Consider the following 25,309-nt stretch of genomic DNA (forward strand, 5'->3'; position numbering starts at 1 on the left):
GGAGACGTTTCAAAAATGATTGTCTCAACCCTTTCCGAAGTGCCCAATAAGAAAATAAGGGAAGTACTGGGTATTGTACAGGGAAGTACCATCCGAGCCAGATGGTTGGGTAAAGATATTATGGCAGCCTTGCGTACCTTGGTGGGCGGTGAAATCAAAGAATATACCGAAATGATGAATAAGGCCAGGCAGTTAGCCATAGAAAGAATGCTTGAAGAGGCTCATGCTTTAGGTGCTGATGCCGTCTTGGGAGTGCGCTTTTCAACCAGCATGGTCATGAGCGGTGCTGCAGAAATCATCGCTTACGGCACAGCAGTGAAATTGGAATAGTTAGTGATGGCGTAACATTTCAAAGATCAAAAAAATGCCCAAAAAGGCAGCTACCGCATAACCAAGAATACCCAAGACACTTAAAAAACGTATGCCAGGAAAATTAATATAAACTAACGAAGAACCTATCAAGAGAGAACCAAGGACAATACTTAAAGAAAGACGTGTACTTACTGCTTCCAAGCGGCGATTGATCTCTTCAATTTCCTTGCTTTTAAGGCGTAGGGTAAACTTCCCTGAAGAAAGTTGCGAAAAAATTTCCCGTGTGTTTTCTGGGAAATTCCTGAGCAAACCCTCCCATTCCAGCAAATAATCAAGCAAATCCTGTTTGATGCGTTCTGGACTGAACCAACGGACCAAAAGCTTTCTAAGATATTCCGAAAGATAAGGAGCTAGGGAAAACTCAGGATCTAATTCCCTTCCCGTCCCCTCAGCCACCACAAGCGCCCTCAATAAAGAAACCAGACTGGTTGGAAAGCGAAGTTGGTATTTGCGAAGCAGATGAAAAAAATCAAAGAAAAGAAATTTAAGATTTATTTCTCGCAGGTTCGAAGCAACATAATGCTCCAGAATCTCATTTAACTCAAAGCGCAAAGAGAGGGAAGAATCAATCGGACCTTCCATAAATTCTTCTTCAAGCAAGTGAATCATGCGTGCAGCATTCTTTTCAAGCGCCGCCTGGAGCAGCAATACTATATTTCTGCGAGTTTCTCTATCTATGGCACCGACCATCCCAAAATCCAGATAAACCAGTTCCCGGGTTTCTCCTCGAAACATCAGGTTTCCCGGATGTGGGTCACCATGAAAAAAACCATCCTCGAAAATCATCTTAAAAATAGCTCTGGCTCCTATTTCAGCAAGCATCTTAGCAGTTTCGGTGTCCAGAGCCCCTTCTTTCAGCATCTTAGAAAGTGGCACTCCTTCAATAAGTTCCATAACCATCACCCGGGAAGTGGTAAGTTCAGAAAAAACACGGGGGATGTAAACACCTTCAAAATCCAGAAAGTTATCTCGCATCTTACGAGCATTAACGGCCTCGAAAGTGAAATCAATTTCTCTCAACAATCCTTTGCGGAACTCAGCAACTAACTCAGAAAAGGTGATGGAATCCGCCATACCATGCAGGCGTTCCCCAAAACGAGCCAGGTAACTCAAAATCTCAAGGTCTGCCACCACCATTTCCCTGACCCCAGGCTTCTGGACCTTCACAGCTACTTTCTCCCCGCTTTTCTTTAATACCGCCCTATGCACTTGAGCTATGGAGGCAGATGCCAGAGGACGGGGGTCAAATTCCCAAAAAACATTCTCAAGGGAAGTACCCAGCTCCTCTTCCACGACCCTACGAACCTCTTCGAAAGAAACAGCAGGTGCCTCATCCTGAAGTTTTTTAAGTTCCTGACAGTATTCCGGAGGAAGAAGATCTACCCGGGAGCTAAGTATCTGGCCAGCCTTAATAAAGGTGGTGCCCAGCTCTTCAAAGGCCAATCTCAAGTTAACCCAGGGAGGATTCTCAACAATTTCTTTTTTTAGAAAACGTACTCCAATGCGTTCCAGGAAACGAATCCTGCTAAAAAGATAGGAAAAACCGTATTTGGAAAAAACCCTCACAATTTCTCTAAAACGCTTAAAGTTTTTAAAATAGGGATAGCCCGGTAAAAACATCAGTTAATATCCACCTTGCTCAAAAAATCCATTACCAGTTTACGCAGAGAAGGAAGCACCCTGGCAGTGCCCTGAGTGCGGCAATAGCTGGCAAATTCTTCAGAGCTCATACCCTGGCCAGCAAAAACAGCTTCTGCAATAAGAGTAATTTCATAGGGAAAATGGTTTTCTCGCCTTTCCCTGAAATTCATGTGCAATCTTAAAACACCCTTTAACCCCTCTTCAGTAGGTAACAGAGAAAATTCGGGCAAAACATCAAATCCACTTTCCCTGCTACTACTGAAATCTTCCCCTTTAAACAAGAAATGAACCACACGCAAGCGAGAAAGACGAGGTTGCTCGATAATAGAAAGTCCCTCCTTCCTTTACCTTGTTACATACCACAACCATCAAAACAAACCAGTTAATAACCACCACGACCAACAGTTTTTTGTTGAAGTTCACCAACTGCTCGACCAAGAGGTACATCAATACTCAGCGACTTGGACATAAACAGCAACTGCGAAGGATAGATAGAACGATGACCAAGAAGCTTATAAGCTACAACCACCGATAAAAGCGCAACCACCGCTCGGTCAAAACCAAACAGTTCTGCCGCCATAATCGTCGCTGCAATTGGTGTGTTGGCACAGGCACCCAGAAATGCAGCAAGACCAATTTGCGACCAGAAAGCGGTGTTTAGCGAGAAAAGCCTGGCAAAGCTCATACCCAGTATGCTGCCAATGAAAAACATGGGAGTTACCACCCCTCCAGACCCTCCCATACCCAGAGTCAAAGCAACCAGTACTATCTTAACAAACCAGAGCTCACCAGGAAAGGTGTTACCCTGCACCGTTTTTTCGATGACTTCCATCCCCACTCCCAGTGCCTCTTTGTAACCCAGTAAAGCGGCACCAATCAACGCCACACCACCAAGTAGGGGAGGTACCCAAAAAGCCAGCTTTCGACCCAGCAAATCACCAAAACGCTCCGTCCAGTAAGTGAGATTAATAAAGAGACGGGCTACCAGAGCAACGACCACCCCAAAAGCCACCGCCCAGAGCATAACCTGAAAGCTTAATGGATGTGCACCCAGGGAGGGAAAATAAACCTGTCTGACCCCCAAAACCTCAACCACGTAAACTGAGATAAAAGAAGCTATGGTTGAAGACATTAAAGAACCATACTCCATTTGACCAACATAAAGAACCTCAATACCAAAGATGGCTCCAGTAACCGGCGTACCAAAAACAGCAGCAAAACCTGCAGAAAGTCCACACATAACAAATCTTCTTAAATCCTGCAAAGAAAGGCGAAATAAGTGACCCAGCATAGAAACCAGCGAAGCACCAATCTGAGCTATCGGCCCCTCTTTACCTGCTGAGCCCCCAAAGCTCAAAGTACAGAGGGTAGCCAGAGTTTTCACTGGGAAAACCCTAAAGTCTATTTTCCCGTAGCGCTGGTGTATTGCTTCGATAACTCTTTCCGTACCGTGCCCTCTGGCTTCCGGAGAAAAAAAGTGCACCAAAAGCTTGCTCAAAAGTAAACCCAAGGGCGCAAGCAGAAAAGCAGCAGGAAACAACCCAGCTACCCAGGCGGCACTGAATTTAAGAGCTTTAAGAAATAAAAAAGCTCCACATCCAGCAACCAAACCAGCAATACAAGCCAAAGCCAACCACTTGACGGTGCTTAAAAAAAGCAAAAAAAGCTCGTTAAACTCGGTACGAAAATAGCTTCTAACTCCCATCGCCACCAATCTTACCCTTTACTTTGAGTGAAGCATTTCCTCAAGCTTTTCTCGAGTGAGAAGCTCTTCCCGAGCAGAATCCGTCGCTATATTATAGCCGGCAACCAGGTTTCCAACCCGCAGGGCTTCATCAAGTTTTTCACCAGAAAGCAAGGCAAACAGAAAGCCGGCATTAAAATAATCTCCTGCACCAATAGTGTCTTTGGCTTCAAAGAGAGAAGCTTCCTGAAAAATACTCCCTGAAGCGTTTACAGCCTGAGACCCTTCTTTCCCCCTCTTTACAACCAGGGTACCTGGAAAAGTTTCAAAAATCCTGTATAGATTCTCCCCAATCAGGGCCTGTAGTTCAGTCTGATTGGGTAGAAAATAATCAAAAACGGAAAGAAGGTGCAATACTTCCTTTTTCACCTCTTCAGTAAAGCCTTCAGTCGGCCAACCCGTATCCAGCAGAAGTTTGACTCCTTTTTTGCGGAAAGCTTCGAGAAGCTTCACCAAATCCTCACCTTTGCGAATACCAGGGGAAAGAAAATACCCGCAGAGCAACAAGAAATCACCATCTCTAACCTCGCTCAACACCCTTTCAAGATGGTCCAGAGTAAGCAAAGCCTGAGCACCAAGGTCGGTCAAAAAGGTACGCTCCAGAGTAAGAGCATGGGTAACGGCAACTGAAAGGCCGGTGGCTACGTCTTTGGTAATATCCAAAAAGGAAAGGTCTACACCCCCTTTTTCGAGCTTCCTGGTTAGCTCCTGACCTGCAAAATCGTTACCTACCACACCCACCAAAAAATTAGGAACCCCCAAGCTGGTCAAGGCCAAAGCAGCATTGGCAGCAGCTCCGCCCGGCCGCATCACGTAACCGGGTATCAGCACTTCAACTCCCCAACCCGGAAAGTCCTTGATACCGCCCAAAATCACGTCCAGACTGATGTTTCCAACCACCCAAACCCGGCCCATGCCTGTCACTCCCGAGTAGTGGTCTTACTTATGAGATAAGCTGTGCCTGGTTCCAGTCCCTTATCCTCAGCCAGATAGTAAGCAAGCAGTTCCAGAGGTATTATGGAAAGAGCTGGCGAGAAAAGCTCGTCAGCAAAATGCATGGGCAGTACCTCCAGGTTAAAGCGCGACTCAATACCTTCTTGACCAATTAACAACACCCCGGCCTTGTAGTTGACAAGTTCCTCAGCCAACGCAATCATTAAACTCTGAGTCTTGCCAGGAAGAGCCAGGACGATAGCCAGAGAAGGCCTGGTAATCAGTTCCAGAGGCCCGTGACGAAACTGTCCTCCCGAAAAAGCAAAAAAACTTTCTTTGGCACACTCATAAAAACACAGACAACCGTGCCAGGCAGAACTGAGAGCTGGGCCTCGGGCAATGATGAACCTGTTTTCCGCTGAACGTGCGAATTCGAGATTGCGAAGGATTCTCCTCGACCACTCCGAAGAGGTTGCAATCACCCTCTCTGCTTCCTCAGCCATAAGCTCAATATCCATAGAGGCATGCAAAAAGCGCTCCCGCTCACCAGCCTGAGCCAGTGCCCAGAGATTAAAAACAAGTAGCGTTGCTGTATGGGTCTTAGTAGAAGTTACTGCCCGCTCAGGACCGCTAAGAATGTCAATAACCACATCGCTCTTTTTGGCAAGAGTGCTTTCTAAGTTGGCCGTAAAGCTCACCACCAGAGGTCGAGTGGAAAGACTATCGAGTATCCTTAAAACCTCGTACGACTCACCAGACTGGGATATCAGAACCAGCAAATCATTCTTATCCAGGCCTTCCAGCCCATAGTGGAGAAGCTCTGAAGCATCAATCCAGTTTACCTGAAAACCTTTATTGAGAAGATGGAGATAAGCGGGGTAAGCAGCAAAAAGGGAACTGCCCATTCCAGTTATGCATACTTTTCTCTTTTTGTTCGCACCCTCACCAAAACGGGAAAACCATTCTTCCTGAGCATAGGTTTCAGCAATTTTTCGGAATACTTCAGGTTGTTCAGCAATTTCTTTAAAAAGTTGATTCACGTCAGATACCCTCCAGAGCAAAATTAACAACCAGGACTTACAAAAGTATACAATAAAACAGCGGCCAAAACGAACTGCAGAAAATGAAAAGGAGAAATTATTGCTCAGGCCAGTTTCAGCGCTACAAAGCGCTCAAAAAGATCGACATTACGTCTGTAAACTTCCCAATATAGCTCGTAAAGCTGGTCATAGAAGAGAGCGTGCTCGGCAATAGGCTCTAAAACCGGGTTCCTGGGAAAGAATGCGTCTGGAATCTCCATAAGCCTCTTTACTTCTCCCAAAGCCTTAAGAGAAACTAAAAATGCTCCTCGTGCCGAAGCCGAGGGAAGATTGCTCACTTCCACTTTTCTTCCCAGCACATCGCATATAACCCTTTTGCCCTTCTCAGTCTGGGCGAAACCACCGCTCAAAACAACCCGCTCAGGTCTCCCCATAATTTCACACAGCATATCGTAAATAGAGCGTACCCGGAAGGCCACACCCTCAAAAGCAGCCTGCATCAGGGATGCAAAATCGTGAAAATAGGAGAGGCCAAAAAGAATCCCCCGTGCATTAGCCTTCCAGTTTGGACTTCTCTCTCCAGTTAGAAAAGGGAGAAAGAGCGGTCGTTCTCTGTGGATATCCAGTTCGAAGTCCTCCGCCCCCTTACCCAAGAGATCGCGCATCCAGGAATAAACTATGCCACCGTTGTTAATCGCCCCTCCTCCTACCCATATGCCGTCAGCAAGATAGTAGCACCAGCCACGCTCCTGAGGATCAAAAACCGGTGCAAGCTGGCACATTCTAACTGCTCCAGAAGAACCCACAGTTACCACCATCTCTTTCTCTCGAAAAGCTCCCTCACCCAGGTTGGCAAAAGGACCATCTCCTCCTCCCCAGACAACTGGAAGACCTGGCATCAAACCTGTATCAGCAGAAAAATCTCCCTCCTTCAAGGGAACAACGTTCTCTGGAGGGCAAAGGGGCGGCAGGTGGTCTTCAGAAAGCTGTAACCAGTTGAGAATGTCTTTCGACCATGAAACCTTTCGAAGATCCAGCAAACCCGTTGCCGAAGCAGTAGAAAAATCACAGCTTAAAACACCGGTTATATTCCACAGAATCCAGTCTTTGATGGTCACCATCTTCTGCGTCTTTCGCCACAACTCAGGCATGTTTTTCTTGAACCACCTCACCCGAGGCGGATTAAAAATGGTATGCAGTGGAGCAGCACTCTGCTTGTAAAAACCATATTGGCGGTACTCATTGCGCATGTCCTCCACTTCCTGAGCGCTGCGAGTATCCATCCAATTCAAAAGTGGATAGAGAGGATTCCCCTCTCCATCCACAAGAAGAGAACTGTGCAGCATGGTATCAAACCCAAGAGCAGAGAAAGAAGAAGCGGAAAAAGAATCGACCGCCTCCCTAATGGCCTGTTTGATGTTTTTATAGATTTCAATCGGGTTCTGCTCAGCAAAACCGGGCTGGGGAGAAAAGGTTGGATAATTACGCTTGGTAGAAAAAAGAATCTCTCCTTCACGGTTAAACACACAAACCTTACAGGAAGAAGTACCAATGTCCACGGTGAGAATAAGTTCTGCCAACTTTTTACACCCCCGAAAAGGCACTGAAACCTCCATCTACAGGCACCACTACACCAGTTACAAAGCTCGAAGCCGGCGAAAGGAGCCACAGTACAGTACTTAGAAGATCCTGGGGTTCTCCAAACCTTCCACAAGGTGTATGGGCAAGAATTGACTGCCCTCGGGGAGTAAGGGTGCCATCTTCATTGTAGAGAAGGTAATAGTTCTGCTTGGTAACAAAAAACCCAGGGGCCAGAGCATTAACTCGCACCTTAGGGGTATAATTCTGGGCAAGGTAAACAGCTAACCATTGGGTGAAATTGCTCACCGCCGCTTTGGCAGCGGAATAACCAACTACTCTGGTAAGCGGACGCAGCGCTGCCATCGAAGAAAAATTGATGATGCACCCTCCTTCTTCCTGGTTAACCATAATTTTTGCAAAAACCTGAGAAGGGATGATAGCTCCGCCAAAAAGGTTGAGATTAACCACCTTTTGCAAAGCCTCCACAGGAAGGTCAAAGAAGGAAACCTCGGGAGAAGTGGTAGCATCTTTCATATTGCCTCCAGCTGCATTAAAGAGGGCATCAACTCTTCCCCATTCTTCAATAACTTTTTTTGCTACCTCTTCTACTTCAGCGCGGTTAAGAGCATCCATCCTGTACCCCCGAACCTCAATGGATTCCTTGCGGAACTCTTCCAGCTTCTCTTCAAGAGGAGCAATATCAGTGAGCACGATTTTTGCCCCCAGTTTTCCCAGCTCATAAGCCAGTGACGAAGCAAGTATTCCTGCACCCCCCGTAAAAAGGAAAACCCGATTCCGAACTGAAAACATCTCCTCAATACTGGGCATGATTGTCATCCCCCTCTAAAATTTTTATTTGCTTTCGCCAAAAAGAACGGCCAGGTGTTTCTCTATGTTGCCACTAACCTTTCGGTAATGTTTTTCTTCTTCCCGAAAAAGTACCTCCCTTAACCTATCCCCGAGAGCTTCAAGTACCGGACCATAAGCAATATGCAACATCTGACGTACCTTATCTTGAAAGAAAAAGGCCGGCAAATGCTTATCATCAACCTTTTCAAGACCAGTAGGAAAATCGGCCTTGTCCAGGGAGAGAGAATACGCTTTGAGGTTCTCTTCAAGCGTATCGTAAGCAATGCTGTAAATAGAGCGAAAAAGTTCGGGGTCGCTTTTCATAATTGTTTCCAGCGCTGAAAGCCAACTGGTACCAGAAGTCTTCACATGAAATATACCCCCGGTTGCCCGAAAGAAGGAGGAATAAACGCTGAACTTATCACTACCTGAATGTAAACTCAAGCGGTATCCAGTAAGGTTTTTCTGAATGGTAGCATGAGTCTGGAAGGAAAGAGTAAGCTCCTCAAGGTCTCCAACATACTCCACTCCTTTTTCAAAGCGCCCCGGGAAACGGGGGGCCAAACTGTGGAAATCAATTTTCCGACGGTGCAGTTCTTCAGCAACAAAAAAGTGAGCTTCAGGAGAAGTCTCACGGGGTCCTTCGTCAAGCGAGATCTCAAGATCAAAAGACGAAACACTCTCTGAAAGGAGAGCATAGAAGTACTCCACTCTGTCTATTGCAGGAAGATAGGCCAACAAAACTGGTAGCAACTTTTCTTCGGAAAAATCTACCATCACTTCTGGGGAGAGCTTCCACTCTTTTCCTCGATACAGATTAAATATTTCCTTTGCCCTTGTACCCAATTTGTCAAAGCGCTTGAGCAGCGTTTTTTCATCCAGGTTGAAAACGCCAAAATCGACTTCATCGCTCAAATCCAGGGTATACATGGTATACCCCAGGTCTCTGGCTTCGAGAAGGTGTTTTTCATCTTTCACGTGATCAGCATCAGCACCAAAGGGACCCCGGTAGCTGCTCTCCAGCACACCCCAAGCTGCCCCCAAAAGAACCTCAGAAAAAGTACGGTGGGTTTTGTCCAGCTCCCGGGGAGACTGTTGAGCAACGACCGGAAAAACCGGGAATTTCTCCAGAGCTTTAAGATGTGCTGCAGAAACCATGCCCAAGCGATCTCCACAGCCAAAAGAAGGACGATTATCAAAGGGAACAGGGCGCAAATACGGCAGATGTTGAGCAAGAAGCAGATAGTTTTTCCAGGAAAAGGGGTAAACCAGCAGAAAAAGCTCTTTTTCTGGGTCTTGCCAGGAGAAAAGCGGTCCTTCAAAAAGAGGAGTACTTTCTCTTTGCCAAACTCCTAAACAAAATCTGCGAGGACCTTTCACGGGAAAAACAGTACAGGAAAGAGCGGGAATCTCATACTGCTGAGGATACACCCTAAGCTCTTCCCTCAAGGCTTCCTCTAACAACCCCTTAATCTTTTCTCTTTCCACAACGCACACCTCTTCTTTGATATTCTAACATACAGCTTTATTTAGAAAAGTGCTTGGATGGCTCTCACCGCTTCCTCAGAAGAACGCAGCGGGAAAAGCTCAAAACCAACCGCTCCTTTATAGTTCAGGGATTCAAGAGCACGCAGGATGTTAACATAGTTAATTTCTCCTGTACCTGGTTCGTTTCTTCCTGGAACATCAGCAATGTGAATATGACCGATAAAATCAATGTATTCTCGAAGCGTGTTAATAAGGTTTCCCTCCATAATCTGCATATGATAAATGTCGTACAAAATCTTTACATTTGGAGAGTTTACAGATCTTATAACCTTAATAGCGTCTTCAGTAGTTGCCAAGAAATTGCCAGGATGATCCACTTTAGTATTTAAGGCTTCTAAAACTAGGGTAACACCAGCTTCCTCTGCAAAAGGCGCCAAAATCCTAAGAGTGTCAATCATTGTCTGTATTTTTTGCTCGTATCCGATTTCATCGTAAGATCTCAAAACCCTACCATTTTTATCCAGAGCGTTTGAATGAAGTACCAAACAATGGCAATCAAGCTTTAAAGCTGACTCGATAGATTCCTTGACAAAATCAACGTATTGTTTCCGCTCGTGCTCATCTACCAAGGAAAAATCCTGATCACCCGAGAAGGCGGCAATTTTAACTTCATTCTCAAAACAAAGTTGTTTTATCTTTTCGATATCTTTATCTCTCCAGGTCCAGAATTCGACATAATCAAATCCACTGGCTTTTGTTGAAGAAAACCTTTCTTCAAAGGGAAATTCCCTAAAGATGGTCTCGATACATAAAGCCACTCGCACAGAACATCTCCTCCTAAACTTAATAGCAAGCACACGGTCGTGCTTGCTCTCGTCAATTTGGCACTTAAGATAGACACAGAAGGAGTTCTTACAAGAAATAATCGCTCAAACTTTGGGTACTTTCACTGGTTTACCTTCTCGAGCTGATTCATCCGCAGCTCTGGCAATTAAAACAGCTTTAAAGCCATCCATACCATCCACGGGGGGGTCCAAATTTTTCTCAATAGCGTCGATGAAAACTCTGATTTCTGCGATGAAAGCCTCTTTATATCGCTCCACAAAAAACCATAGGAAGGGTTCTCCCAGAGTGCCCTGAGCAGTAAGGACCAGTGAAGTATTGGGTCGGTCATTCTCCACCCACACACAACCTTTTGAGCCATGAACCTCGGTCCTTTGGTCATAGCCATAAACCGCCTGGCGGCAGTTGTCAATAACACCCAAAGCACCATTTTCAAATCTTAAAGTAACAATTGCAGTATCAAAATCGTTCAAATCAGCCACTACTGGATTGACCAGGACAGCTCCGCAAGCAGAGACTTCCACCACATCACTTCCTGAAAGATACCTCGCCATGTCAAAATCGTGAATAGTCATATCGAAAAATATGCCACCAGAGGTTTTGAGGTAATCCACAGAAGGAGGTTGGGGATCTCGAGAAGTGATTTTTACCAACCAGGGTTCTCCTATCTTACCTTCTTTCACTGCATCATGGACTTTCTTGTGGTTATGGTCAAAACGGCGCACAAAACCAATCTGCAACTTCACTTTGTTATCCTCAACAACCTGCAGAGCTTTCTCAATTTTACTCAAGTTGCTGCCAATCGGTTTCTCACAAAAGATGTGTTTCCCATTTCTTGCTGCTTCCATAATGTAGTCCTCATGAGTAGTTGAAGGAGAACAAATCAAGACTGCATCAATCTCGGGGTCAGAAAAAACATCTTCCACCCTTTTGCTTGCTTTCGGTACTCCAAGGCTGTATGCCCATTTCTCCATTTCCTCATTGAGGAGTGTATCAGCAACAGTAACCAGTTCTGCACCGCGTATTCCATAAACAATGTTTTCCGCATGAAGTCTCCCAATCCGCCCAGCACCAATTAATCCTAACTTAACCATTGCATACCTCTCCCTTCACCTGGCCAGTTCGAACCATTTCAATAATGTCTTCTGCAGTAACATCTTTTTTTTCAAAATCGCCCAGCTTGACGCCATGATCCAAAACAGTAAACTTGTCAGCAACAGAATATACATGGTAGATGTTATGAGTGATAAAAATAACCGACAATCCCCTCGCTTTTGCTTCAAGGATGTGATCAAGTACTTTATTGCATTCTCTGATAGAGAGCGCTGCAGTCGGTTCATCAAGAATAAGGAGTTTAGCTCCAAAATGCACTGCCCTTCCTATAGCTACTGCCTGCCTCTGACCCCCTGAAAGGTTGGCTATGCTTTCATCAACCGACCCTATGCGAATTCCTAAGTCCTCTAGAGACTCGATAGCAATTTTTTTCATTTTATTTGTTTCCAAAACCGGTACAAATCCTAAAAATTTACTAACGATTTCTCTTCCTAAAAAAAGATTCCTAGTCACAGACATAAGATCTACAAGTGCAAGGTGTTGATAAACTGTTTCAATGCCCAAGTCACGAGCTTCTTTTGGCGAACTTAAACAAACCTTCTTGCCCTCAAAGTAAATCTCGCCCTCATCTGGAGGAAAAACTCCAGTTAAAATCTTAATAAGGGTTGACTTTCCAGCCCCATTGTCGCCCACGAGACCAACTATTTCCTGGTAACCAACTCTAAAATCAATTCTTTTCAAGGCTTGAACTTTACCAAAGCTCTTACTGATTTGAATCATTTCTACCAAATTTTTCCCTTCGTGGTCACTCATTTTGTCCACTCCCTAAGCTTGGTGTTAATAATAACAGCAACAATCAAGATTACACCAATAAACGCTTGATACCAGTATGCAGGTGCGCCAGACATAACCAGTCCGGAACGCACCATCCCTATGAGGAGAACCCCGAATAAAGTACCTATTAAGCTACCCTGACCTCCGCTCATAAGCGTTCCTCCTACTACAGTAGCTGCAATAGCTTCTAGTTCCATACCCTGCCCCCTTAAGGGGTCAACTGAAGCAAAACGAGCGAACTGAATACAACCAGCTAACCCAGAAAGAACTGCTACAATCATAAAATTAATAACCTTTACTCGATCAACAGGAATACCCAAAAGTCTTGCTGCTTCTCTGTTACCTCCAGTAGCGTACACAAAGTTGCCATACGGTGTCTTTGTTAGAATAAAACTAAAAACAGCGATCAAAAAAATGAACCAAAGAGCTGAGGCCCGGAATTCCCCCAAAAACTGACCATTAAGAAAGTTCAAAAACACAGATTTTCCTGTATATCGGGCACCAAAGCCACCAGTCCATGCCAACAGCACTCCTCTCCATAGCATCATAGTCCCCAAGGTAGTTATAAATGAAGGTATCCGAAACCTTACTGTAATCAACCCATTACCTAATCCTATGATACAAGCAACGAGCAAAGCTATTAAAAAACCAATAAAAGGGTAAAAGCCTACACTGCTCAATGAAGCAAAAATCATTGCCGAAAAACCAAAAACTGAACCCACTGAAAGATCAACCTCTCCACTTATCATAAGGATGGTTACACCACAAGCGACAATTCCGAGTTCTGAAGCCACCGTAACAATCCCAGCGAGAGATTCCAAAGTCAAAAATCTTGTGGCAGTAAAAGAAAACACAATAAAAAGAACCACCAAACCTGCCAAAGCTTCAAGGCCTGGAAACTTCTTTAAAAAATTAAGAAAATACAAGTATTGTTCCTCTTTTGCAGCGTGGGCTTTAGTTTCCAAAGCTCTCAACTCCCCTCTTGTAGAACTTAAGCAACAAAAAGAGGATGGCCCTAGGGCCATCCTCTTTTTGTTGCTTAGAAACACAAACTTCACCAGAACTTCTTTTTAACAAGTTCTTCAACAAGCCCAATATTTGAAGCATCGACAAAACCGGGACCAGTCAAAACGTCACTTGCAGGGAGAAAAGAATATTTATCGTAGAGGTAAAGGTAAATAATAGGAAGGTAACCTTGGAGATACTGTTGTTGAGAAATAGTAAAGAGTGTTATCCCTTCTTTGATGGCTTCTACAACTTCATCACTGACGTCAAATGCAGCATGCTTAACTTTTCCTACTAAATCTTGCTCTTTCAAGAAGGTTATTACATATGCACTATCGATAGATCCTAGGGTGAAAATTACATCTGTATCGGGATGTTTGGCAAAATAGCCCTTCAAGATCTCAATCGCCTGAGTTGGATCTAATCCAGTAGCAAGTTTTTCCGCTGGAACTCCGTTAGCTGACATAACTTCGATAAACCCTTTGGCACGTAGTTCCAAACCCATATGTCCAACTTCGTGAATAGTAACAATTGCTCTCTTAGGTTTACCTATGGTAAGGATTCTTTCAGCTGCCTTTTTGCCACTAAGATATTCGTCACCACCCACATAAAAAAGATAGGGAATTCTCTCTTCAGGAGGTCTTGGATCTGGAACGTTGATAGCTATAACAGGAATACCTTCCTTAATTGCTTTACGAAGTGGTTCTTCTACAGCAACCGGATCAGTAATGGTTACTGCTATACCATCTGGTTTTGTAGCGATCGCACTATTAAGCATGTTTACAAGTTCCTCTACAGAATACTTAGCAGGGCCAAGGTAAGTCGCTTCTATTACATCTTCATCTGGATTGCCCTTGCTCACAAACGAAGCTGCATCTTCCATACCTTTCATTACTACACCCCAGAAAGGATCTCCTGGTCCCCCATGAGAAATGATGTAAAACTTATAAGTTTTTGATAGAGCTAAACCTGAAACGCATAACGAAAATACTGCAATAACCAACACGAAAAGAAATATTTTTCGCATACTTTTCCTCCTTTCATATTCTTCCAATTACTATTGCTTAATCCATATACATTTCGAATTTCTAAACACACGTAAAAACTACGAGTCAAAACCCGCAAAAAGATAAGACAACACATTACACAAGAGTCCGGAATCTCCACCTCCTCTCTTAAGGTTTCCTCGCTGTCCGCAGTATTTCCTGCAAACAGCGAGGAACCAAACCTTACAACTTATGGAAAACCCCGATGTAGGGGAGTTCATACACTGATTTCCAGCCAGGGCTTCCTGGTTCTTTGAGGAAAGGCTCCATTTCTTTTTCAGTGCGCAGGGTAACCTTCTCAACCGGTGGTACGGTACCCGGCGGGAAGGCAGCCAGGATATGATCCACAGTCAAAGTGAGATACTTCAAAATAGCAGCAATGGGTCTTTTAGCCTTGCGGGGGTCACCAAGGCTGGGTTTGCCCACCACCCCTATGGGAGTTGCAGCTCGCTCAATGGCAGCATGGCCTTCGCCTTCTGACCAGCGGTGAGGTCTTCTGAAGGGTTCGACGGACTTATCAAAGTGACCTTCAGGAAGGAAACTTTCACCTTCTGCATCCTGAACTACGCTCATATCAATCATTTCCGGGAAAAGAAGAAGAGCAACGGAGGTTTCCGCTTCATCAGCATGGACAAAGTTGGTCTCCATGCTATCAGGACGGCCCGCAGGATAGAAAAACTCTCTTACTGCACGATGCCAGTCAAGCACCATGAAAATCCCTGGCAACTGGAAGCGTTTCATGAACTCCTGAATAGCCGACTCCAGCATCCAGAGATGCCCATGGTTATTCACCAAAATTATCTTCCGAAAACCATCATTCCAGAGCCCCAACATGGTGTAAATAACAGTCTCTTCCACCACTTCCTTGGGCATAACAATGGTACCCGGCATACCCAGGTGATGATAGGGATGACCACCATAGTTAAGAGGTGGGAAAGCCAAGCTGACCTCTCTTCCCTGCTTGGCCGTGTAGCGCCGCACACCTTCGAGAATTTGGGTTACCATGAAAGTATCCAAACCGCTGTTTGCGTGAGGGCCGTGGTTTTCAGTACAACCAATGGGAACAAAAACGATATCATTCTTTTTTCGTTTCTCAATGACTATGTGTCGGGGAGTGTTCTGAATATAGGTACCGGCCTTACCCAATTCTGAAGGAGAGGGAATCTCGTATTCCCTGAGAATAGCGTCGATTTCTTCTTCAGTAGCATCCCAGATTTGCTTTTTTAAGCGACCAACCTCGTTATCTTCGAAAACAATAGCGGGGTGTTCCGTGGTCAACCACTTATCTTTCATGACTCAAACGCTCCTTTCTCGGCTTAAGAATTCACCGCGGTAACTTTCACAAGTTCTTTGTCCGTCTGTAGACGGGTCAAGTATTCGGGAACTTCGTCCAGGGATATTTTCTTAGAGATAATTTTGGTCATGTCCATGCCAGAAGCCATGAGAGAGATCACGCGGGGAAAAGTTCCGTGTCCGGAATGACCCTGAGCTCCAACAATCTGAGCTCTCTTGACTTGGAAAACCTCGGGCGTCATAGGCACATTGACATCCGCACGAGCCACAATGGCCACAGTAGAGTTAATACCCCTTGCTTTCCAGATCAGAGCCTCAAGGTCTTTCCAGATTATTTGCGGAACGCCGGTAGCTTCAAGGTAGAGTTTAGCTCCCATACCCTGAGTGTAATCAAGAACTTTTTCAACCAGGTCTTCTTTAAGGGGGTTAATGGTCACATCAGCACCCAGTTCCTGAGCCATTTTGCGTCGCACTTCTGAAGGCTCAGAAAGAATAACCCTGGCTCCACCTGCTCTTTTGAGAATAGCACAGGCAGCAAGCCCAATTGGCCCTCCCCCAAAAACGACCACATTATCTCCAGGTCGGATACCTCCTCCCCTCTCAATTACTGCGTTGTAAGCGACAGAACTCGGCTCTACAAGGCTTCCTGCCAAAAAGAGCTTTTCCTCAGAATAAACGCCTTCCAGCTCTCTCAAACTCCAGAGATACTTGGCATCCACTACAATGTATTCTGCAAACGCTCCATCTACATCAAAGCCAAGCTCATGCAAGTTTTCGCAATGATTGGGATACCCATCAGCACAGTGCCGACAGTATCCACACCAGAGCATTTCTTCTGCTGTAACCGGTTCACCAGGATTGAAAGGTTGGTTATTTCTGCGGTTAATAGCTTCTGGACCTGCTTCCACCACTTCTCCTGAGAATTCATGCCCCAGAACAGCCGGGAAACCAGTAAGACCCGGATAGAGAATGTAACCATTTTCATCACTTTGTGCCATGTGCACATCGCTACCACATATGCCACAAGCCCGCACTTTGATGAGAACTTCAGAAAGTCTTTTAATCTTGGGCTCTGGAAGCTCCTCTACCCTCACTTCAGGATATCGCCAGACTTTGCTTCCCAACCAGCTTACCTTGCCTTCAACGTCTTTGTTGCCGAGCTTAAAATCGGATCGAGGATCCCATTTAGCATGAAGCCTTACCGCCTTCATAATGACATCTCCCTTCTCTTTGTGAAACTGGTTTCAGTATAAAGAGAAAATCGGAATCTGTCAAGAGGAAAGAAAAATGAAAATTAAAAATACAAATAATAAGCTACAAGGCACTTTTGAAGCCAAACACAACAAAAACACCCTTTAAGAGCTTGCTTTATTTTCGTAAAGCTATATAATGGGAAAAGAGATTTTATTGAAAGTAGTTTCACGAATGTGAGGATGCATATGAGTGGTAGACAAAAAAAATCTTTAACCATAAATGATATAGCTCAAAAAGCCGGAGTGTCTAAGGCCACTGTATCCCGGGTCTTAAACAATCCAGAAAAAGTTGCTCCAAGAACCCGAGAAAGAGTGCTTTCTGTGATTAGGGCCACCAACTATCGTCCCAACCCTATGGCCAGGGCGCTAAACATTCGAAAAACTGGCATCATAGGAGTAGTGGTTTCTGATATAACTAACCCCTTCTATGCAGTCATGGTCAAAAGCATCGAAGAAGTGTGTCGAGCTCACCAGTATTATATTTTCCTCTGTAGCACCGATGGTAGAAAAGAAGAGGAAGAGTTCTATGTGTGCTCTCTCATCGATAAAAAGGTGGACGGTATCATCCTTGCTGCTACTCAGATGGACAGCGACAACATTCACCTCCTACAGGAACTGAAGGAGGCCGATATACCATTTGTGTTTGTATCCCGCCTTCCCCAGGAACGAGAGCTTTATGACTACGTCATGGTGGACAACGTTCAGGGAGGGTATGTAGCCACCAAATACCTCATATCCTTAGGGCATGAGAAAATTGCTTACCTGGGCGGGCGCTGGAGTACCTCTTCCAATTTCGATCGCTTCGAAGGTTACAAAAAAGCATTGATGGAAAGTGGACTTCCTGTACATGAAGAATATCTCTTTTGCGGCGAATTCAGAATGGAAGGAGGATACCAGGAAGGGATAAAAATGCTGAGTCTGAGAGAAAATCGTCCCACCGCAGTCTTCTGCGCCAACGACAACATGGCCATAGGACTCATTGAAGCCTGTCGAGAGCACGGAGTTGAAGTTCCACAGGAAATTTCGGTAATAGGCTTTGATGACATACCTCTTAGTGCCATCAGGTCCATTCAGCTAACCACCATTTCGCAATCAATACCTGAGTTAGGCGCCCTGAGCGGAAAAATACTCATAGATAAAATACTCGACCCCCAAAAGAAAGGCCTTCGTCAGCAAATTGTTTTCCCACCCAAGCTCGTCATTCGCAAAACCTGCGCTCCTCCTCAAAATAGAAAGGAGTGAGAAAACATGAAAACCAGTTTCGCAGTTTCCATCCAGAAAACGCAGTTTGGAGCCATAGCCTTCGGAGAGTCGTTTCAGGATATCGCTTCCACCCTTAAAAGCCTGGGTTATGAAGGAATAGAACTCGCCATAAGAGACCCTCAAAGCATTGACCAGGAAAAGATAATCAACACCGTGAAAGAGCTGGAATTGGCAGTCCCAGCCATAGGAACCGGGCAAGCTTTTATTGAAGAAGGATTAAGTCTGAGCAGTCTCAACAACAAAATATGGGAAAAAGCTGTTGCTCGCCTTAAAGAACACATTCTTTTTGCCAGCCACTTGAACAGCATAGTGATCGTTGGCCTCCTGCGTGGCAACCTTCCCACCGAAACAGAAAAAGAAAAGAGAAACGAAGCTTTGGAACGCTTTAAAAAAGCTCTCATCGACTGTGGTAAGTTGGCCCAGAAAAAGGGCGTGAAAATAGTCGTTGAGCCCCTCAATCGCTACGAAGTAAATTTCCTGCACACCATTGAAGAGACCTTACAGTTCCTTCAGGAACTTGGAGTAGACAACATTGGTATCCTCGCTGACAGCTTTCACATGAACATAGAGGAGGTGAATCTCTACCAGAGCATTGTAAAGGCAAACCAGCGACTCTGGCACTTTCACATTGCTGACAGCAACCGCTGGGCACCGGGATTTGGGCATTTGGACTTCAAACCTCTACTGCAAGCCCTGCAGGAAATAAACTATCAGGGCTTTATTTCGGCAGAAATAATCCAAAAACCCAGTTTTCTTGGAGCAGCCAGGCAAACTTCCACCTACCTTAAGAATCTGCTTTCCGAATTGCGATTGATATAATAAAGAAAAGTCCAAATGTGTTCCAGCTGTCCTCTGTAAAACTGGAAGGAGGTAAATCATGCACGGTTCCTGCGATATTGGCATAATTGGAATGGCGGTTATGGGACAAAACTTAGCCCTGAATATTGCTCGCAAGGGTTTTCAGGTAGCAGTATTCAACCGCACAGCTTCCCGAACCGACGAACTGATGAAAAGAGTTGAAAAGGAATCAATCGTACCCACTTACACCCTGAAAGAATTCGTCGCTTCTCTCAAAAAGCCTCGTAAAGCGATGTTAATGGTCAAAGCAGGAGCAGCAGTTGACGAATTCATTGACAAACTTTTGGAACTCCTTGAACCTGGAGACCTCATCATAGACGGCGGCAACTCTTTTTACCAGGATACCGAACGGCGTATAAAAAAGGTGGAAAAGCAAGGATTGCTTTTCCTGGGTACAGGAATAAGCGGTGGAGAATATGGTGCATTGCATGGCCCATCCATCATGCCTGGAGGCCACGAGGAAGGTTATGCATTGGTAAAAGAAATCTTCGAAAAAGCGGCAGCTCAGGTAGAAGATGGACCCTGTTGTACTTATCTCGGGCCTCGCTCAGCAGGCCATTTCGTTAAAATGGTTCACAACGGCATTGAATATGCTTTCATGCAAGCCATTGCCGAGGCATATGACTTGCTCCGTAAAGCATATCGTCTCTCCAGCGAGGCAATCGGAAAAATATTTGAAGAATTCAATCAATCAGAAATTGCCTCCTATCTCATTGAGATAACTGCCAAAATATTTAAAGTCAGTGATCCGGAAACCCGAAAACCCCTGGTAGAGTTGATTCTGGATCAGGCAGAACAGAAAGGGACGGGAAAATGGACCTCTCAAACTGCTTTTGACTTTGGAGTGCCCACCCCAGTCATCAACCAATCTGTAATTGCTCGTACCATTTCTTCTTTTAAACAGGAAAGGGTTCAATTTGCATCGCTCTGGAAAAACAAAGAGGCAGCACCAATCAACTTCGATGAACAGCACAAAGAAAAAATCAAAGATGCCCTTTTTGTAAGCATGGTGGTTGCTTTCAGTGAGGGACTGCACCTTTTAAAAGTGGCTTCTCAAGAAATGCAGTATGGACTAAGTCTCCCTGAGGTGGTTCGCATCTGGAAAGGAGGTTGCATACTGCGAGCACGGATGCTCAACCAAATACAGCAAGCTCTCCAGAATGGAGAAGGAGAAATCCTTCTTTTCTCGCCCACTTTCCTTAACGAAATCCAAAGACGAACGCCGAAGCTCCGGGAAATAGTTGCCCTATCTATCGAAAAAGAAATCCCGGCGTCAGTCCTGAGTACTTCTCTGGCCTATCTTGATTCCTGGAAAAGTGAAAATCTGCCGGCAAACCTTATCCAGGCCCAACGAGATTTCTTTGGAGCCCACACCTACCAGCGGGTTGATAAAGAAGGGGTCTTTCATACTATATGGGAGGAATGAGCCATGTTGCTCTTTAGCCGGGAAAAACCGGAAAACAATTTTAATCCCCACGAGTTCAGAGAAATTCTGATTGAAGCGTTACAAACCTATCCTGCAAGCAACAAAAAAATACTGGCCATCATTCCTGATGCCACTCGCACCTTACCCATGAAAGATATATTCGAGGCACTCATCAAACACCTCTTACCCAGAACCAGGCAGTTGGACTTTATAATTGCTCTGGGAACTCATCCACCGATGACCGACCAGGAGCTTAGAAATCATCTGGGGGTAACTTTTAAAGAAGCAGAAAACCCGGGCACCAGAGTTTTTAATCACCACTTTCAAAATCCCGAAGAGCTGGAGAAAGTGGGCACCATATCCAAAGAGGAAGTAAAAGAAATCTCGGGAGGGTTGCTTGAAGAAGAGATTCCAGTAACTATAAATCGCCTGGTGTTTAACTATGACGAGCTTCTCATCATAGGACCTGTGTTTCCGCACGAAGTGGTTGGGTTCTCAGGAGGATATAAATATCTCTTCCCAGGGATTTCGGGAGCCGAAATCATAGACAAATACCACTGGCTTGCAGCACTTATTACCAACCCCAAAACAATTGGACATAAGGAAACCCCCACCCGGGCTATCCTCAACAGGGCAGCTACTTTCATAAACATTCCCATCACTGCATTGTGTCTGGTAATGCGTGGCGAAGAACCCTGTGGCCTTTTCCTGGGAGATCCCCAGGAAGCCTGGAGCAAAGCTGCAGATCTTTCTTCGCAGGTGAATATCGTATGGAAAGAAAGAGCCTTCCACACTGTCTTATCCATAGCTCCACCCATGTACAATGAGCTGTGGGTAGGTGGAAAATGCATGTACAAGCTGGAGCCGGTGGTTGCGGATGGAGGAACCTTAATCATCTATGCTCCTCATATCAAAGAAATCTCGGTAACTCACGGCAGATATCTAAAGGAAATTGGTTATCACGTAAGAGACTTCTTTGTAAAACAGTGGGATAAATATTACCATTATCCATGGAGTGTGCTGGCTCACTCCACACACGTAAAGGGCATAGGAAAGTATATCGATGGGAAAGAATACCCCCGGATAGAGGTCATACTGGCTACCGGTATTCCCCGAGAAGTTTGCGAAAAGATAAATCTGGGATATCTGGATTATAGAAGCATCGATATTTCAAAATATGAGAATCGTGAAGAGGAAGGAATTCTGGTTGTACACCGAGCAGGAGAAATGCTTTACCGCCTCAAAGATGGGAGTGTTCCCGACATAGACAAGCTATAAAGAAGAGGCGGGTCAACTCCCCGCCTCTTCTTTTTGCCCGCTTTCAAACTTTATGCTTACTGTGGCCTTGGCAAGAATGCCTCGCAAAGCGTAACCTTTTTCTTTGATTTCCTTTTTAGCGTCCTCGGTTAAACTTTCGTCTTCTTCAGAGAGCTTTCTCTCATACACATAAACCACCAATTCTCTCTCAGGCACAAACTGGGGCAACTCTTCTTCAATATTTTTAGTTTTGTCAATCAGCACAAAGTCACTCTTACGCAGAGTGACCGTGAAAACCTGCTCTCCTTGGGTACAGGTAAATTCAAGAGGAGGAGTAAAATATTCATCATTTTCGTAATCAGTGGATGCTTGAAGATAAACTTTCTCACCCTGCCCCTCACTCAGCACCTTAAAGTAAATGGTAACAAAATCTTCGCCAGCAACTCTCTGCAAATCCACACTTTCAATGGTAACTTTGGAAACCAGAGAAAAAGCCGAAGAACCCAAGACAAAAAGCAGTGTAAAAACCAAAACCAGAATCCCCACACTTACAAACCAAACTCTTCTGCTCATCGAGCTACCTCCTTTCCAGCATCAGGACTGAGCGGAAGATTATCAGTGAATTTTATATATCTACTCCTGGATTTTAGTTCCCAAACTCAAGGCAAATATGGCCAAGGATTAATGACTTTTCCATATCTTCGCACCTCATAATGAAGATGCGGACCAGTACTTCTTCCTGTACTTCCAACCTTACCGATAATCTGGTTCTTCTTAACCTGATCTCCAACCCTCACCAGAATCTGGGAAAGATGTCCATAAACCGTTTCATATCCAAACTGATGCCTTACAATTACACATTTTCCATAATTGCCGTTCCAGCCCGCAAAAACCACCTTACCTTCTGCAGTGCTCACCACGTTCCTTCCCAGAGGAGCTGCAATATCTACACCCGTATGCCAAGCACGCAGACCGGTGAAGGGGTCTTTACGCCAACCAAAGTTTGAAGAAATCCGACCCCAGGTTGGCCAGCGCATAGGTACCAGATTAAGCAGTTCCTCTTTACGCTGAATCACTTGTAAAATTTCCTCAAAAGAATGCTGACGAGCCAAAATTTCTGCCTGCATCCAGGACAACGTATCATCAAGCATCCGAGAACGCTGAGCAAAAGTGGGATCCACCACTCGCGGTAAAACCGGCAAAGTCGCAGAAGGAAACTCCATGAAAAGTGGACCACCTGCACCAACCACAAAAAGCGGAAATCCCATTTCCATAAACCGGTCAAGAGGTACGTAAATCTCTGGAGAAGCTCCGGCAAGAGAAAGATTAATACCTATTTTGTTGAAACGAGACTGCAGGTCTTTCTCAAGCAAAGTGCGCACTTTCTGGTCCAGCTCACGCAACGCAGAAAGCTCTTGCAAAATATTCTGTGCTTTCTGATTTAAGGCCTGTAACCGCTCTTCCTGCTCTCTTTTCTGGTTCTCAAGAAGTATTATCTCTTTCTTTAAACTTTCTGCCCGCTCAACAGCATAACAAAGCTCCCTGCGCATCCTGCTCTGATACCACAAAACCCCACCTACTCCAGCCCCGACCCCCACAACAAATACTACCAAAGCCCAGAAAACCAGTTGCCAGCGTAAATGAATTTTTTTAAAATACCCCTCCTTAGGAGAATACCAGAAAACAGTGAAATGCTTCTTTTTACCAAGCAAAACCCCATCCCCTCACTTTATATAACTTTCAGTAATCAGAGAATAAAGGCGACGCAATTCTTCTTCGCTGTGATAATGAATGACGATTTTTCCTCCTCCCACCTGAACCCGGGCTCCCAGGAAACGGGTTAAAAGTTCTTCCACACTTTTCTCTTCCTCAACAAAAGAAATCACACCTCTAAACTTTAAAGCAGAAGCAGCTTTTCTCTTGCTCAGTTCTTTAACCTTTTTCTCAACTTCCCTGACCGAAAGAGATTTTTCAACGATGTTCTGGGCTAATTCTACCTGCTCTTTTTCATCCTCAAGACTCAGGAGAGCCTTGGCATGACCAACCGAAATCTTACCCTGACGCACTTTCTCTTTAACCGGCTCAGGAAGAGAAAGCAAACGAAGCAAATTGGAAATGGTGGAACGATTTTTACCAACTCGCTGGGCTACCTCTTCATGGGTCAGGCCGAAATCATCGATCAATCTTTGCAAGCCTTCAGCCATCTCGATAGGATTTAAGTCTTCTCTCTGAAGGTTCTCAACCAGAGCAAGCTCCAGCTTTTTGCTTTCTTCCGCTTCTTCAACGATAACTGGAACCGTCTTTAAACCAGCCCTTTTGGCGGCCCTCAGACGCCTTTCCCCCGCAATAAGCTCAAATTCCTCTTCGTTCAATCTTCTGACCAGAAGTGGCTGTAAAATGCCATAACTCAAAATCGACTGCGTAAGTTCGGCAAGTCCCTCTTCCGTAAACTCTTTCCGGGGTTGCAATGGATTCTCTCGAATACGCTCTATTTCAACCTCTTGAATGGTGCGTGCTCCAAGAGTGCCAACCCCAGGTATTAATGCTCCAAGCCCCTTGCCCAAAGCCTTCCTACTCATTCCTCTCTAAGACCTCCCGGGCAAGTTCTCGATAAGCCATGGCGCCTTTTGAGCTGTTATCATAAAGGATAATGGGCAAACCATGACTGGGGGCTTCACTCAGCCGCACATTTCTTGGAATAACGGTTCTGAACACTTTTTCCTTGAAAACCCTCCTTACCTCCTCTCCCACCTGCTGAGAGAGAGCAGTCCGCACATCAAACATGGTAAGCAAAACTCCAAACAACTTTAGAGAAGGATTTAGAAAGTTTCGCACCATATTCAGAGTATTAGTTAGCTGGCCCAGTCCTTCAAGAGCGTAATATTCACACTGAATAGGAACCAGCACATCTGTTGCCCAGGCAAGAGCATTGAGCGTTAAAAGACCCAAGGAAGGGGGACAATCAATGAGGACAAAATCAAAATCCTGGTTCAGGGTCTTCATAGCTTCCTTGAGCCGATTTTCACGACCCACCATAGAGACCAGTTCCACTTCGGCTCCAGCCAGCCGAATTGTCGCAGGCACTAAAAAAAAGCCCTGGAGAGATGTTTTCTTTAAAACCTCTCCAGGGCTGGCATTTCCCAAAAGAAGGTCGTAAACACAGTGGTCGATATCTGCCCGGTTAAAACCCAGCCCACTGGTGGTATTCCCCTGTGGGTCTATATCCACAAGCAAAACTCTCTTGCCAAGCTCTGCAAGACAAGCTCCCAAGTTGATAGCAGTTGTAGTCTTTCCCACTCCACCTTTTTGGTTGGCGATAGCAATAGTTTTCCCCATAAGACAAATAAAAGGACAAGCAAAGATGACTGACTTCTGAAAACTGGCGGAGAGGGCGGGACTCGAACCCGCACAGCCTTGCGGCCTTAACCGGTTTTCAAGACCGGCTCCTTGCCAGTTCGGACACCTCTCCAAGCTTATTTCATTATAGTAACTACCCGCGCTTTTTTCAACTTATTCCTTTGCCACAGAGC

At 45.1% G+C, this 25,309-nt stretch carries 25 protein-coding genes and 1 tRNA gene; 6 read left to right on the top strand and 20 right to left on the bottom strand.

Annotated elements, in window-relative coordinates; all coding sequences use genetic code 11:
- The first annotated feature begins 15 nt into the window (after positions 1-15).
- Positions 16-330, top strand: coding sequence for a YbjQ family protein (locus ACKTT1_RS08640; protein WP_369018771.1), 315 nt, complete (start codon positions 16-18; stop codon positions 328-330).
- Here ACKTT1_RS08640 and ACKTT1_RS08645 read toward each other — a convergent pair whose 3' ends face one another.
- From ACKTT1_RS08645 to ACKTT1_RS08700, 12 genes are all read right to left on the bottom strand, one after another.
- Positions 331-1,992 carry an ABC1 kinase family protein gene (locus ACKTT1_RS08645; protein ID WP_369018770.1) on the bottom strand — a complete coding sequence of 554 codons (1,662 nt, stop codon included), beginning with the start codon at positions 1,990-1,992 and terminating at the stop codon, positions 331-333.
- Positions 1,992-2,294: a hypothetical protein gene (locus ACKTT1_RS08650; protein WP_369018769.1), complete on the bottom strand. Its 303-nt coding sequence runs from the start codon at positions 2,292-2,294 to the stop codon at positions 1,992-1,994. The genes ACKTT1_RS08645 and ACKTT1_RS08650 overlap by 1 nt, the downstream gene beginning before the upstream one ends.
- A 101-nt stretch (positions 2,295-2,395) precedes the next feature.
- Entirely contained in the window at positions 2,396-3,718 is a 1,323-nt protein-coding gene (locus ACKTT1_RS08655; protein ID WP_369019378.1) for a chloride channel protein, read from the bottom strand.
- Between the two features lie 18 nt (positions 3,719-3,736).
- The gene (locus ACKTT1_RS08660) at positions 3,737-4,672 is read right to left on the bottom strand and encodes a carbohydrate kinase family protein (protein ID WP_412709280.1); all 936 of its coding nucleotides are present in this window, start codon (positions 4,670-4,672) and stop codon (positions 3,737-3,739) included.
- A gap of 5 nt (positions 4,673-4,677) precedes the next feature.
- The gene (locus ACKTT1_RS08665) at positions 4,678-5,730 is read right to left on the bottom strand and encodes an SIS domain-containing protein (protein WP_369018767.1); all 1,053 of its coding nucleotides are present in this window, start codon (positions 5,728-5,730) and stop codon (positions 4,678-4,680) included.
- A gap of 104 nt (positions 5,731-5,834) precedes the next feature.
- Complete coding sequence (locus ACKTT1_RS08670) at positions 5,835-7,310, bottom strand: gluconokinase (protein ID WP_412709281.1); 1,476 nt, start codon at positions 7,308-7,310, stop codon at positions 5,835-5,837.
- A 4-nt stretch (positions 7,311-7,314) separates the two neighbouring features.
- Entirely contained in the window at positions 7,315-8,139 is an 825-nt protein-coding gene (locus ACKTT1_RS08675; RefSeq protein ID WP_369018765.1) for an SDR family oxidoreductase, read from the bottom strand.
- Between the two features lie 24 nt (positions 8,140-8,163).
- Positions 8,164-9,648 carry a tagaturonate epimerase family protein gene (locus ACKTT1_RS08680; RefSeq protein ID WP_369018764.1) on the bottom strand — a complete coding sequence of 495 codons (1,485 nt, stop codon included), beginning with the start codon at positions 9,646-9,648 and terminating at the stop codon, positions 8,164-8,166.
- Positions 9,649-9,689: 41 nt separating this feature from the next.
- The gene (locus tag ACKTT1_RS08685; protein ID WP_369018763.1) at positions 9,690-10,472 is read right to left on the bottom strand and encodes a hydroxypyruvate isomerase family protein; all 783 of its coding nucleotides are present in this window, start codon (positions 10,470-10,472) and stop codon (positions 9,690-9,692) included.
- Positions 10,473-10,577: 105 nt separating this feature from the next.
- A complete protein-coding gene (iolG, locus tag ACKTT1_RS08690) occupies positions 10,578-11,585 on the bottom strand; it encodes an inositol 2-dehydrogenase (protein ID WP_412709282.1) in 1,008 nt (335 codons plus the stop codon).
- A complete protein-coding gene (locus tag ACKTT1_RS08695) occupies positions 11,578-12,324 on the bottom strand; it encodes an ATP-binding cassette domain-containing protein (RefSeq protein ID WP_412709283.1) in 747 nt (248 codons plus the stop codon). Before ACKTT1_RS08695 ends, iolG begins: the two co-directional genes overlap by 8 nt.
- 29 nt (positions 12,325-12,353) lie before the next feature.
- Complete coding sequence (locus tag ACKTT1_RS08700; RefSeq protein WP_412709284.1) at positions 12,354-13,205, bottom strand: ABC transporter permease; 852 nt, start codon at positions 13,203-13,205, stop codon at positions 12,354-12,356.
- 7 nt (positions 13,206-13,212) lie between these two features.
- On the opposite strand from ACKTT1_RS08700, the gene ACKTT1_RS08705 reads away from it, so the two are divergent.
- Positions 13,213-13,452, top strand: coding sequence for a hypothetical protein (locus tag ACKTT1_RS08705; protein ID WP_412709285.1), 240 nt, complete (start codon positions 13,213-13,215; stop codon positions 13,450-13,452).
- On the opposite strand, the gene ACKTT1_RS08710 is transcribed toward ACKTT1_RS08705, so the two are convergent.
- The 3 genes from ACKTT1_RS08710 to iolM form a co-directional block, all read right to left on the bottom strand.
- Complete coding sequence (locus ACKTT1_RS08710) at positions 13,433-14,410, bottom strand: sugar ABC transporter substrate-binding protein (RefSeq protein ID WP_412709286.1); 978 nt, start codon at positions 14,408-14,410, stop codon at positions 13,433-13,435. The two genes, ACKTT1_RS08705 and ACKTT1_RS08710, sit on opposite strands and share 20 nt — an antisense overlap.
- A gap of 202 nt (positions 14,411-14,612) precedes the next feature.
- Positions 14,613-15,722: a 3-dehydro-scyllo-inosose hydrolase gene (iolN, locus tag ACKTT1_RS08715; RefSeq protein ID WP_369018756.1), complete on the bottom strand. Its 1,110-nt coding sequence runs from the start codon at positions 15,720-15,722 to the stop codon at positions 14,613-14,615.
- A gap of 23 nt (positions 15,723-15,745) precedes the next feature.
- Positions 15,746-16,933, bottom strand: a complete 1,188-nt coding sequence (gene iolM, locus ACKTT1_RS08720) for a scyllo-inosose 3-dehydrogenase (protein WP_412709287.1) — start codon at positions 16,931-16,933, stop codon at positions 15,746-15,748.
- A 228-nt stretch (positions 16,934-17,161) separates the two neighbouring features.
- Between iolM and ACKTT1_RS08725 the strand changes: the two genes are divergently transcribed.
- Genes ACKTT1_RS08725 through ACKTT1_RS08740 form a run of 4 tightly spaced genes read left to right on the top strand, consistent with a single transcriptional unit; the run spans position 17,162 to position 21,800 of the window.
- Positions 17,162-18,217: a LacI family DNA-binding transcriptional regulator gene (locus tag ACKTT1_RS08725; protein ID WP_412709288.1), complete on the top strand. Its 1,056-nt coding sequence runs from the start codon at positions 17,162-17,164 to the stop codon at positions 18,215-18,217.
- Positions 18,218-18,223: 6 nt separating this feature from the next.
- Complete coding sequence (iolO, locus tag ACKTT1_RS08730) at positions 18,224-19,057, top strand: 5-keto-L-gluconate epimerase (protein WP_369018753.1); 834 nt, start codon at positions 18,224-18,226, stop codon at positions 19,055-19,057.
- A gap of 58 nt (positions 19,058-19,115) precedes the next feature.
- Positions 19,116-20,522 carry an NADP-dependent phosphogluconate dehydrogenase gene (gene gndA, locus ACKTT1_RS08735; RefSeq protein WP_369018752.1) on the top strand — a complete coding sequence of 469 codons (1,407 nt, stop codon included), beginning with the start codon at positions 19,116-19,118 and terminating at the stop codon, positions 20,520-20,522.
- A gap of 3 nt (positions 20,523-20,525) precedes the next feature.
- Positions 20,526-21,800 carry a lactate racemase domain-containing protein gene (locus ACKTT1_RS08740; RefSeq protein WP_412709289.1) on the top strand — a complete coding sequence of 425 codons (1,275 nt, stop codon included), beginning with the start codon at positions 20,526-20,528 and terminating at the stop codon, positions 21,798-21,800.
- Between the two features lie 12 nt (positions 21,801-21,812).
- Here ACKTT1_RS08740 and ACKTT1_RS08745 read toward each other — a convergent pair whose 3' ends face one another.
- The 5 genes from ACKTT1_RS08745 to ACKTT1_RS08765 all read right to left on the bottom strand — a co-directional run bounded on the left by ACKTT1_RS08745 (position 21,813) and on the right by ACKTT1_RS08765 (position 25,248).
- Positions 21,813-22,352: a hypothetical protein gene (locus tag ACKTT1_RS08745; RefSeq protein ID WP_369018750.1), complete on the bottom strand. Its 540-nt coding sequence runs from the start codon at positions 22,350-22,352 to the stop codon at positions 21,813-21,815.
- 86 nt (positions 22,353-22,438) lie between these two features.
- A complete protein-coding gene (locus ACKTT1_RS08750) occupies positions 22,439-23,491 on the bottom strand; it encodes a M23 family metallopeptidase (RefSeq protein WP_369018749.1) in 1,053 nt (350 codons plus the stop codon).
- 12 nt (positions 23,492-23,503) lie between these two features.
- Positions 23,504-24,358 carry a ParB/RepB/Spo0J family partition protein gene (locus ACKTT1_RS08755; protein ID WP_369018748.1) on the bottom strand — a complete coding sequence of 285 codons (855 nt, stop codon included), beginning with the start codon at positions 24,356-24,358 and terminating at the stop codon, positions 23,504-23,506.
- Positions 24,351-25,115 carry a ParA family protein gene (locus ACKTT1_RS08760; RefSeq protein ID WP_369018747.1) on the bottom strand — a complete coding sequence of 255 codons (765 nt, stop codon included), beginning with the start codon at positions 25,113-25,115 and terminating at the stop codon, positions 24,351-24,353. The genes ACKTT1_RS08755 and ACKTT1_RS08760 overlap by 8 nt, the downstream gene beginning before the upstream one ends.
- Before the next feature lie 44 nt (positions 25,116-25,159).
- Positions 25,160-25,248 (bottom strand) — tRNA-Ser (locus ACKTT1_RS08765).
- Positions 25,249-25,309 lie beyond the last annotated feature (61 nt).

Source organism: Atrimonas thermophila, assembly GCF_045864955.1.
Lineage (GTDB): Bacteria > Atribacterota > Atribacteria > Atribacterales > Thermatribacteraceae > Thermatribacter > Thermatribacter velox.